Below are 9563 nucleotides of genomic sequence, written 5' to 3' on the forward strand. Positions count from 1 at the left end.
TTGGTTGCGGGGGCCGGATTTGAACCGACGACCTTCGGGTTATGAGCCCGACGAGCTACCAAGCTGCTCCACCCCGCGTCCGTATTTTCACCGTTCAAAGTACCGTGAGAACTTATCAAATTGGAGCGACACACGAGGTTCGAACTCGTGACCTCAACCTTGGCAAGGTTGCGCTCTACCAGCTGAGCTAGTGTCGCATCACATCTCACCATTCAAAGCATGATGAAAGCTTATCAAATTGGAGCGACACACGAGGTTCGAACTCGTGACCTCAACCTTGGCAAGGTTGCGCTCTACCAGCTGAGCTAGTGTCGCTTTGGTTGCGGGGGCCGGATTTGAACCGACGACCTTCGGGTTATGAGCCCGACGAGCTACCAAGCTGCTCCACCCCGCGTCCGTACTGTCGAAAGCAACCATTTGATAATTGCCTTTCGAGGCTGCGCATTATACGAGGAAAATTTACGGATGCAATAGTTCTTCAAAAAAATCCGCAGATTTCCCCCCAAGCGACTATTTTACCATCAAATAGTAAAAATATGCTCACGATAGTAGCGCAATTCAGCGATCGAATCACGAATGTCGTCCAGTGCTAAGTGACTACCCTTCTTGGAAAATCCATTCAGCAGCTCCGGCTTCCAACGCCGAGTCAGCTCTTTTAGCGTACTAACGTCCAAATAACGATAATGGAAGTACTGTTCCAACTCAGGCATGTGCTTATACAGAAATCGACGATCTTGACCGATGCTATTGCCACAGATAGGAGAAGCCCCTTTAGGTACCCACTGCTCCAGAAATGCAATGGTCTGACGAACTGCCTCTTCCTCGGTAATGTTGCTTTGGCGGATCCGTTCAACAAGTCCGCTGTTGGTATGGGTTGTCGTGCACCACTCATCCATTTTGGCCAGTTCCGCTTCAGGCTGATGAATTGCCAGAACCGGCCCCTCCGCCAAAATGTTGAGCTGAGCATCTGTCACTATGGTTGCGATTTCAATGATTTGATGTGTTTCTGGATCCAGTCCAGTCATTTCCAAATCAATCCAAATAAGGTTCTGATCGCTGATCGTCATCGGATATTGCCTATTTTGTGAGTAAACCATGTATGATAATACCAAACGGAGGCGCTGTCTGAATCCCTACCGGACCAGATAATCACTCCAAAGGGTAATTTACCGTAAGCCAACTCAACTGAACGATATTCTTGTGGCAAAAAAGAAAAAGCTCACCAAAGGTCAGAGCCGTCGCGTACGCTCTAACCAAAATAAACGACTTCGTCGTGATAAAGATGACGTCCAGTGGGACGAAACTCTGCTGGAATCTGCACGTGAAGGCCTAGTGATCACTCGCTTTGGCCAGCATGCCGATATCGAAGATCCTGAAACCGGGACAATCCACCGCTGCAACCTGCGCCGAAGCATCCAGAGCCTGGTATCGGGTGACCGAGTCGTCTGGCGTCCGGGCGTCGAAGCACTTCAGGGTATCGCCGGTGTCGTCGAGGCCGTTCACGAACGTGAATCGATGTTAACCCGTCCCGACTACTATGATGGGGTAAAAGCCGTTGCAGCCAACGTGAACCGTATCATCATAGTGTCTGCCGTGTTGCCGGAACTTTCCCTGAACATTATCGATCGCTATCTGATAGCGGCCGAAACGGTAGGGGTCGAGCCGCTGATCGTTCTCAATAAGGTCGACTTGCTGGATACCGAAAACCGCCAGCAAGTTGAGCACGTTCTATCTTTGTACCAAGACATTGGCTACCAGCTTCGCTACGTCAGCACCGATACCGGTGAAGGGATGGACGCGCTGAAAGAAGACTTGAAAGGCCATGTCAGCATCTTTGCCGGCCAATCTGGTGTCGGTAAGTCAAGTATGGTCAATGCCCTGATGCCAGAGGTCGATGCAGAGATCGGAGACGTTTCCGAAAACTCCGGCCTGGGCACACATACCACGACGGCTGCACGCCTGTACCACTTCCCCGAAGGTGGCGATTTGATCGACTCACCGGGAGTCCGTGAGTTTGGCCTTTGGCATTTAGAGCCAGAGCAGGTCACCGAGGCCTTTATCGAGTTCCGTGATTACCTGGGCGGATGTAAATTCCGCGACTGCAAGCATGGTGATGATCCGGGCTGTATCATTCGAGAAGCCATGGAAGCGGGCAAAATCAGCCAAGAGCGCTACGACAGTTACCACAAAATCATTGATAGCATGTCAGAGAACGTGGCCAACCGTCAGTTTTCCCGCAACAAACCTGATTAATATCCCATCCCCTGGCAACAGGGGATAGTTCTCTCGCCTCCATCGCAATCTGCAATTAACTGACTTTCCGCCGTCTTTTAGGTATCATTCTTGGTTCGAGTTATTCTTAAGATGTTATAAGAGTAACCAAGTTGTTGATTGGTTGACACTTTCTGGAAAACATACCGTGCAAGATAATCTCAAAATCGGCCTGCAGTACTGCGCGCCAAAACATACTCTGACCCGTATAGCGGGTAAGCTGGCTTCGTTAAAAGCCGGCATGGTGACCACCGCTGTCATTCGCTGGTTTATCGGCCGATACAAGGTTGATATGTCTGAAGCACGTAACCCAGATCCGGCGGCTTACGCGACCTTCAACGACTTCTTTGTCCGCGAGCTAAAAGACGGTGCCCGTCCAATCAATGACGAGGCCGATATCATCTCCCATCCGGCAGATGCCTGTGTAAGCCAGCTCGGTCCAATCACAGAAGGGCGTCTATTCCAGGCCAAGGGTCACTACTTTGATGCTGTCGAACTGCTGGGCGGAGACGATACACTGGCTGACGAATTCAAGGACGGCGACTTTGCCACCCTGTACCTGTCGCCACGTGACTACCACCGTGTCCACATGCCATGCGACGGTACCCTGCGCCAGATGGTTTACATCCCGGGCGACCTGTTCTCGGTCAACCCGCTGACCGCACAGAATGTACCGAACCTGTTTGCCCGCAACGAGCGTGTTGTGTGTGTCTTCGATACTGAGCACGGTCCGGTTGTCCAGATCCTGGTTGGTGCCACCATTGTCGGTAGCATCGAAACTGTATGGGCAGGTACAGTTACCCCGCCAACCGGCCCTGATGTCCGTCGCTGGGATTACCCGGCTACCGGCGATCAAGCGGTTGTGCTGAAAAAAGGCGACGAGATGGGCCGCTTCAAACTGGGCTCGACAGTGATCAACCTGTTCCCGAAAGACATGATCCGCTTTGTCGAAGAGATGCAGCCAGAGCAGCCGACCCGCATGGGTGAACCCTATGCGAAGGTAAATGCTCAGCCGCCGGCAACAGAAGAAGCGTAACCACTTAACATTTTTGAATAAAAGGGGCCGTATGAGCCCCTTTTTTAGTGCGAAAAATAGACCCTGCCGTAGAAATTTCAAGCGCTCAAATAGTATGCTGATTTGCAGTCCATAACTATAAGCAAACCAACATACTATGAAGAAGATATCCATTGCGCAGCTGGTCAAGCTGCTGATCGCCTTCGGGATACCGCTTGGTATATTGATGCTCCCTATCGACGTCATCCCGATAGACGGTCTGACCCTCATCCAGCATCGACTGCTGGCCATTTTTGCCCTCGCCGCCCTGCTCTGGGTACTCGAACCGGTACCGGTGTTTGCGACATCCATTCTCATCATTGCCCTTGAGTTGATCATGATCTCCGACAAGGGGCTTCACTTATTCCGCTCCAGCGTTGAGGGACACGAAATGGGCGAGATGATGAAGTACACTGATATCTTCAGCGCCTTTTCATCACCGATTATTATTCTGTTTATGGGTGGCTTTGCGCTGGCGATTGCCGCCTCCAAGTATGAGCTGGATAACAACCTTGCCCGGGTTTTGCTCAAACCTTTCGGTACCCAGCCAAAATTTATCATGCTCGGTCTGATGCTCATTACTGCCGTATTCTCGATGTTCATGTCCAATACGGCGACGACGGTAATGATGTTGGCCCTGCTGGCACCGATTGTCGCTTCTGTTCCCAAGGGAGATATCGGGATCAAGGCCCTGGTTTTGTGCATCCCGATTGCGGCGAATACCGGCGGCATAGCCACCCCTATCGGGACACCACCCAATGCCATTGCCCTGCAGTATCTCACCGGTGAGCATAGCATCAGCTTCCTTGGCTGGATGATGATAGGCCTGCCGTTTGTTATCTTGCAGCTGGCATTTGCCTGGTGGCTGTTACAAAAACTGTTTCCGTCGACCCAGCAGCAAATGGAACTCAAACTTGAGGGCCGCTTCCAGAAGAGCTGGCAGGCCATTGTGGTTTACATCACGTTTGCCCTGACCATCATCATGTGGATGACCACCTCGCTGCACGGCATGAACACCTATGTCGTCTCCATTATTCCACTGGCGGTGTTTACCCTGACCGGGATCATGGGCAAGGAAGAACTGAAACTGATCAACTGGGATGTCCTGTGGCTGGTTGCCGGTGGTATTGCTATCGGTCTCGGTCTGGACAAAACCGGGTTGGCAGCGGCACTGGCGCATGCTATCGACTATGATGCCCTTTCTCCTATCGCCGTCGTACTGACCCTGTCGATTATCTGTTGGCTAATGGCTAACTTTATGTCCAACACAGCCACCGCCAACCTGCTGATGCCCATTGCGGCGGCAGTTGCTGCCTCTATGGAAAGCCTGGCTTCGATGGGAGGCCTGCAGGGCGTACTGGTTGTCGTCGCCTTCTCGGCTTCTCTTGGGATGATTTTGCCGGTCTCGACACCACCGAACTCACTGGCCTATTCGACCGGACTCATTGAGAGCAAAGACATGGCCAAAACCGGGGTGATTATCGGCCTGGTCGGTCTTATCGTCGTCTATGCCGGAGCCCTGGTCCTGACCTAAAAACCACGCCCCCATAAACACGTCCACACTCGCTCCACCAGCGAAGGCAGCTTGGCTGCCTTCGCATTTTCTACGCCTTCCAGCGTCTTTAGTATTTATTTGCCACTACGATCACATTATTTTCGCAGCAGGTTGATGAGGATTATCTTCTAAAGGCCGATATAACTACCAAGAGATACCATAACAACAACTCTTCCCACTGAGTCATACCCACATATCTATAAATCTGGCCACACGTGAGAGTCCAAGATGAAATATACGATCAAGCTAAAAATACAGGTCGCAATAGCCGCAATTATTGCCTCAGTCAGTGCCGTGCAGGCCTGGATATCCATCAGCCAGCTGCAACAGGAAACCACCACGGAAGTCAGTAACCAGATGCGAGATATCGGCCAGGCCACCAGCCGCTATATAGCCGACTGGCTCGATACCCGCAGTGATATGATGCTGGCAAATGAACCTTTAATTGCCAACCAGGACAACGTGGATCGCGAGCTGCTGCTAACCAAGCGTGCCGGTCAGTTCCTGTCAGTCTATGCCGGCTTCAGCGACGGCAGCATTGCGTACGGTGACAAAACGGAAGACTGGCCCGCCGACTATGATCCTCGCTCTCGTCCCTGGTACCAGGATGCTATCAATGCCGGAGAACTGGTACTCACCGAACCGTACCAGGATTTTGACGGCAGTATCGTCGTCAGCTTTGCCAAAGCGTTTCAGGGTAACCACCAAGGTGTTCTCGCCGCCGACCTGACCGTCAGCCATATCATTGATCAGGTGCTCAACCTAAAACTGGAACACAACGGCTTTGCCTTTCTGATCGACGGCAATCACAACATTGTCGCCTACCGCGATGAAACACTCAGCCAACAGCCCATCACTCAGCTAGACAGCGAACTGACAACGGCGCTGTTCCGCCAGTTGCAAAGCGAACAGACCATTCAAACTTTCACGCTAGATAGCGACAGCCAGGAAAAGCTGATTTATGCCAGCCCGATTGCCGGCACAGACTGGACACTGGCACTGGTCGAAGATGAGTCACTGGCCTTTGCCTCCATCGGCGAGCAGATCAAGTTCATTGTTCTGGCTTCAGTTATGCTTTACCTGGTTATCTCGGTGATAGCCACCATGATCATCAACAGCCTGCTGCGTCCGCTTAACAACCTTAACCAATCTGTCAGCCAGCTGGCACAGGGCAGCGGTGATCTGACACAGCGTATCGCCATCGAGCGAATGGATGAGATTGGCGAGCTGGCCGATAATATGAACCGCTTTCTCGCCCAGCTGCAAACCATGATCAAAGGTGTCGTCAACCACTCTCAGGATCTGGGCCAATATGCCGAGCGTTCAGCGCAGCTCAGCAACCTTGCCTCACAGCGAGTCAGCGAGCAGCAAAATGATGTCAACCAAATTGCGACCGCCATTCATGAAATGTCCGCCACATCCGGTGAAGTTGCCAACCATGCCGAGATGACAGCCGCTGCCGCCCAGGCATCAACCTCGGCCTGCGAGCAGGGTCAGGACGTTATCGGCCAAAACCGGAATGCCATTACCTCACTGGCCAATCAGGTTCAGGATGCTGCCAATGTGATCCATGAGCTGGAAAACAATGCCCAGGGCATCAACCAGATCCTATCCACCATTCAGGGCATTGCCGAGCAAACCAACCTGCTGGCATTGAACGCGGCGATCGAGGCCGCGCGAGCCGGCGAACAGGGACGAGGCTTTGCCGTCGTGGCCGATGAGGTCCGGGTCCTCAGCCAGCGCACCCATGACTCGACCGAAGAAATCCGCAGCATGATTGAGACCCTGCAGCAAAACACCCAGCAGGCGGTCGACAGCATGCAAACCAGTACCGAGCTGGCCGATCAGAGTGTCGGTTATGCCGAAGCGGCCAGTGAGAGTCTGAACCAAATCACCCACACCATTACTGAAATATCAGACATGGCGACCCATATTGCCAGCGCCGCCGAAGAGCAGCGGGCCGTGAGTGAAGATATCAGCCGTAATACCCAGGCTATCAAGGAGGTCTCGGATCATCTGGCAGAGCAAACTGCCGAGGTCAGCCAGAGCAGTCGTGAAATGAACAGTTCTGCCGACACCATGCGCCAGGATATCTCGCGCTTTAAAGTGTGATTGCATTGAGCAACAGATAAATCTCTTCAAAGCCGCCTGTCTAGGGCGGCTTTTTTCTGGAAGGTGTTAAACCGCCCGCCCCAGCCAATACTGTAACACCTGACAGAGCATGAATATCTCTCATACTCAGTATGAAAAAATAGCCAGTTCCTTTATCAGCAGGCCTCCTTCCCTTGCGGTAAGATGAGCCGGCTACAAGTCCCGGAGCACTTCCGGTACCGACTGACTAACAGGGATAGGTATGCCACACGGGATTATTGGGTATGAATGGCTGGCGCTCGGTCCCCATTTATTGCTGCGAATGAGTGGCGCCCCTCTTTGTTCGGCCGGTAAGGCCTATCATCCTGCCCATTTTGACCATGGTTGCCATCAATGGCTTTCTCGCGATGGCTGTCGGTATGACATTGATTCTCTATGCACTGCGCTATGGCGATGTTGGCATGGTCGCCCTGCTCTCTTCAACGACGCCCATCATGGTCCTGCCGTTGCTCTGGCTGCACACCGGCGGCATCCCCAACAAGAGTGCCTGGGTGGGAGCCTTTTTGGCTGTCATAGGCACCGGGTTAATCGTCGGCAGTTAGCACGCTTGCTGACGCCACCAACTGTAAGTGATAACTGTTTGCATTTGGCTGCGGGATTGCTTATAGTTTGAACCGCTTCGATAAGACGCCTTGAAATCCTAACTTGCCGCCTGTCGCTAGCCTACAAACAGTTCCCCCCTGCTTCCTGCCAATAAGGCAGAAAGCAAAGTCCGTTTCAACTGGCGAAGAAACGGTATAACCAGGCAGCGGTGTCGGCAACCCTCTGTACGATTCTGATATCTGGTTAACAGCCAACATAAAAAGCGCGGCCTGGGCCGCGCTTCTTGTGCTAGATCTTTTCTGGCAACACATCACCTGTTATCAGGCAATGTCGATCGGAAATGCCGTTACCTGATCAATATGATCCAGTTGCTGCGCCAGCATGATCAAACGATCAACGCCAAGCGCAACCCCTGCGCAATCAGGAAAACCTGCACGTAGGGACTCAACTAAATGGTGATCAATCGGCTGAGGTGGCAAACCCATTTTCAGGCGCTTGCGGTTATCTTCTTCAAAACGGGCCAATTGCTCGTCGCCATCAGCCAATTCATGGAAACCATTCGCCAGCTCAATCCCCTTAAAGTACACCTCGAAACGCTCAGCCACGCGCGGATCGGTCGGGTTAATTTGCGCAAGCGCAGCCTGGGAAGCTGGAAAGTCATAAACAAAAGCAGGGACTTGCTGCCCTATTTTCGGCTCGACACCGACACTGAACAGCAATTGCAACAAGGTATCGCGATCATCTTCGGGCTCGGCGATATCGCTCAGTCCCAGCGCCGATGCCGCCAGTTTCAGATCCGTCATACTGCCCTGCAGCGGACAAACCCCCAGTACATCGACAAACGCCTGCTGGTAAGTCATTCGTACAGCCTGATCCGAGCCCAGCACCAGCTGCAGTAGCTCATCCATTTCATCCATCAAGGCGTGATGGTCAAACCCCGGGCGATACCACTCCAGCATCGTGAATTCAGGGTTGTGGAACCGGCCAGACTCTTCGTTTCGAAATGACTTACAGATCTGATAAATAGGACCACTGCCCGCGGATAATAACCGCTTCATGTGAAATTCAGGACTGGTCATCAGGTACAGCGTCTGTCCTTTTGCATAACCCGGCCCGACAAACTCAGTCTGGAAAGTATGGAGATGAATATCCGTCACTGTTGCCTGGCTCATCGCTGGCGTATCAACTTCCAGCACCTCTCGGCGGGCAAAGAAATCACGAATTGTAGCGATAGTCGCCGCACGCTGTTTCAGCTGCGCGATTGAGGCTGTCGGTTGCCAGTTCAAGGTCATAGTCTACTTCTTTTCAGTCGGGAGAAATCAGTTGCGCATCAGTCTACCAAACTCCTTAATTCGCCACAGCCACCATCCTTGTCCATACCACAAGAGCATCAGCCATAGTTGTGAAGAATTATGAATAGCCAAACATCATCACAGCGCGCCAATCACATCAAAACCGCCACCAAAACAACACCATCTAGCAACAACAACCACACCAAATATAAATAAATACAACATTTCGTCACATCCAACTACCACTAATGATTTAGTTTCCTTTTTAAATGAGGCAGTTAACAACCAAACACGAAACACACCATTAATGAGCCAGAAACAATTCACACAAAATAAAACGGTCAATTAACAATCACAAAACATGACAACTTGTGACAATAATCACACTTTCTGTAATCACCTTATACTTTGGGGCTATTTCGATAAAAAAGCTGCGTCTAAATCAAATTTTCTATCGATATTGTTTCATAGAATGAAGTCAGGATTTCAAGGGAAAGTACGCGAAAGCGTACTTTTTTAAATTTTATCGTCTTACCTTCGGAGGATAGCTGTGAAGACTATTACCACAGATATCGCTGTAATCGGCGCAGGTGGTGCAGGCCTACGTGCTGCCATTGCTGCTGCAGAAGCAAACCCAGACTTAGAAATTGCACTAATTTCCAAAGTTTACCCAATGCGCTCTCATACCGTAGCGGCA

The 9563-nt window shown here is 51.6% G+C and carries 7 protein-coding genes, 4 tRNA genes and 1 pseudogene; 6 read left to right on the forward strand and 6 right to left on the reverse strand.

What is annotated here, in order from left to right; translation table 11 throughout:
- Position 1: 1 nt before the first annotated feature.
- The 5 genes from EIZ48_RS27290 to orn form a co-directional block, all read right to left on the reverse strand.
- Positions 2-78: transfer RNA gene (locus EIZ48_RS27290), tRNA-Met, on the reverse strand.
- Positions 79-121: 43 nt separating this feature from the next.
- Positions 122-197 (reverse strand) — tRNA-Gly (locus tag EIZ48_RS27295).
- Positions 198-239: 42 nt separating this feature from the next.
- Positions 240-315 (reverse strand) — tRNA-Gly (locus EIZ48_RS27300).
- Positions 316-317: 2 nt separating this feature from the next.
- Positions 318-394, reverse strand: a tRNA-Met gene (locus tag EIZ48_RS27305).
- Between the two features lie 127 nt (positions 395-521).
- Positions 522-1067, reverse strand: a complete 546-nt coding sequence (gene orn, locus EIZ48_RS27310) for an oligoribonuclease (RefSeq protein ID WP_075768171.1) — start codon at positions 1065-1067, stop codon at positions 522-524.
- Between the two features lie 133 nt (positions 1068-1200).
- Between orn and rsgA the strand changes: the two genes are divergently transcribed.
- From rsgA to EIZ48_RS27335, 5 genes and pseudogenes are all read left to right on the forward strand, one after another.
- A complete protein-coding gene (gene rsgA / locus EIZ48_RS27315; protein WP_160658439.1) occupies positions 1201-2253 on the forward strand; it encodes a small ribosomal subunit biogenesis GTPase RsgA in 1053 nt (350 codons plus the stop codon).
- A gap of 166 nt (positions 2254-2419) precedes the next feature.
- Positions 2420-3307 (forward strand): archaetidylserine decarboxylase, encoded by an 888-nt coding sequence (gene asd, locus EIZ48_RS27320; protein ID WP_160658441.1) that lies wholly within the window; start codon positions 2420-2422, stop codon positions 3305-3307.
- Positions 3308-3443: 136 nt separating this feature from the next.
- Positions 3444-4859 (forward strand): SLC13 family permease, encoded by a 1416-nt coding sequence (locus EIZ48_RS27325; RefSeq protein WP_160658442.1) that lies wholly within the window; start codon positions 3444-3446, stop codon positions 4857-4859.
- 249 nt (positions 4860-5108) lie between these two features.
- The gene (locus EIZ48_RS27330) at positions 5109-6992 is read left to right on the forward strand and encodes a methyl-accepting chemotaxis protein (protein ID WP_160658444.1); all 1884 of its coding nucleotides are present in this window, start codon (positions 5109-5111) and stop codon (positions 6990-6992) included.
- Positions 6993-7266: 274 nt separating this feature from the next.
- Positions 7267-7573, forward strand: a pseudogene (locus EIZ48_RS27335) (EamA family transporter); the annotation flags it as partial.
- A 321-nt stretch (positions 7574-7894) separates the two neighbouring features.
- Here EIZ48_RS27335 and epmA read toward each other — a convergent pair.
- Complete coding sequence (epmA, locus tag EIZ48_RS27340; RefSeq protein ID WP_160658446.1) at positions 7895-8866, reverse strand: elongation factor P--(R)-beta-lysine ligase; 972 nt, start codon at positions 8864-8866, stop codon at positions 7895-7897.
- A gap of 550 nt (positions 8867-9416) precedes the next feature.
- Between epmA and EIZ48_RS27345 the strand changes: the two genes are divergently transcribed.
- Positions 9417-9563, forward strand: a 147-nt coding sequence (locus tag EIZ48_RS27345) for an FAD-binding protein (protein WP_160658369.1), incomplete at its 3' end; no start/stop codon positions are given.

This window comes from Photobacterium alginatilyticum (assembly GCF_009910675.1).
GTDB lineage: Bacteria > Pseudomonadota > Gammaproteobacteria > Enterobacterales > Vibrionaceae > Photobacterium > Photobacterium alginatilyticum.

What these genes read in the sequence shown, in the direction of transcription:
- orn (WP_075768171.1), bottom strand. Translation starts at nt 1,067, where the DNA reads ATGACGATCAGCGATCAGAACCTTATTTGGATTGATTTGGAAATGACT.
- EIZ48_RS27325 (WP_160658442.1), top strand. Translation starts at nt 3,444, where the DNA reads ATGAAGAAGATATCCATTGCGCAGCTGGTCAAGCTGCTGATCGCCTTC.
- EIZ48_RS27330 (WP_160658444.1), top strand. Translation starts at nt 5,109, where the DNA reads ATGAAATATACGATCAAGCTAAAAATACAGGTCGCAATAGCCGCAATT.
- epmA (WP_160658446.1), bottom strand. Translation starts at nt 8,866, where the DNA reads ATGACCTTGAACTGGCAACCGACAGCCTCAATCGCGCAGCTGAAACAG.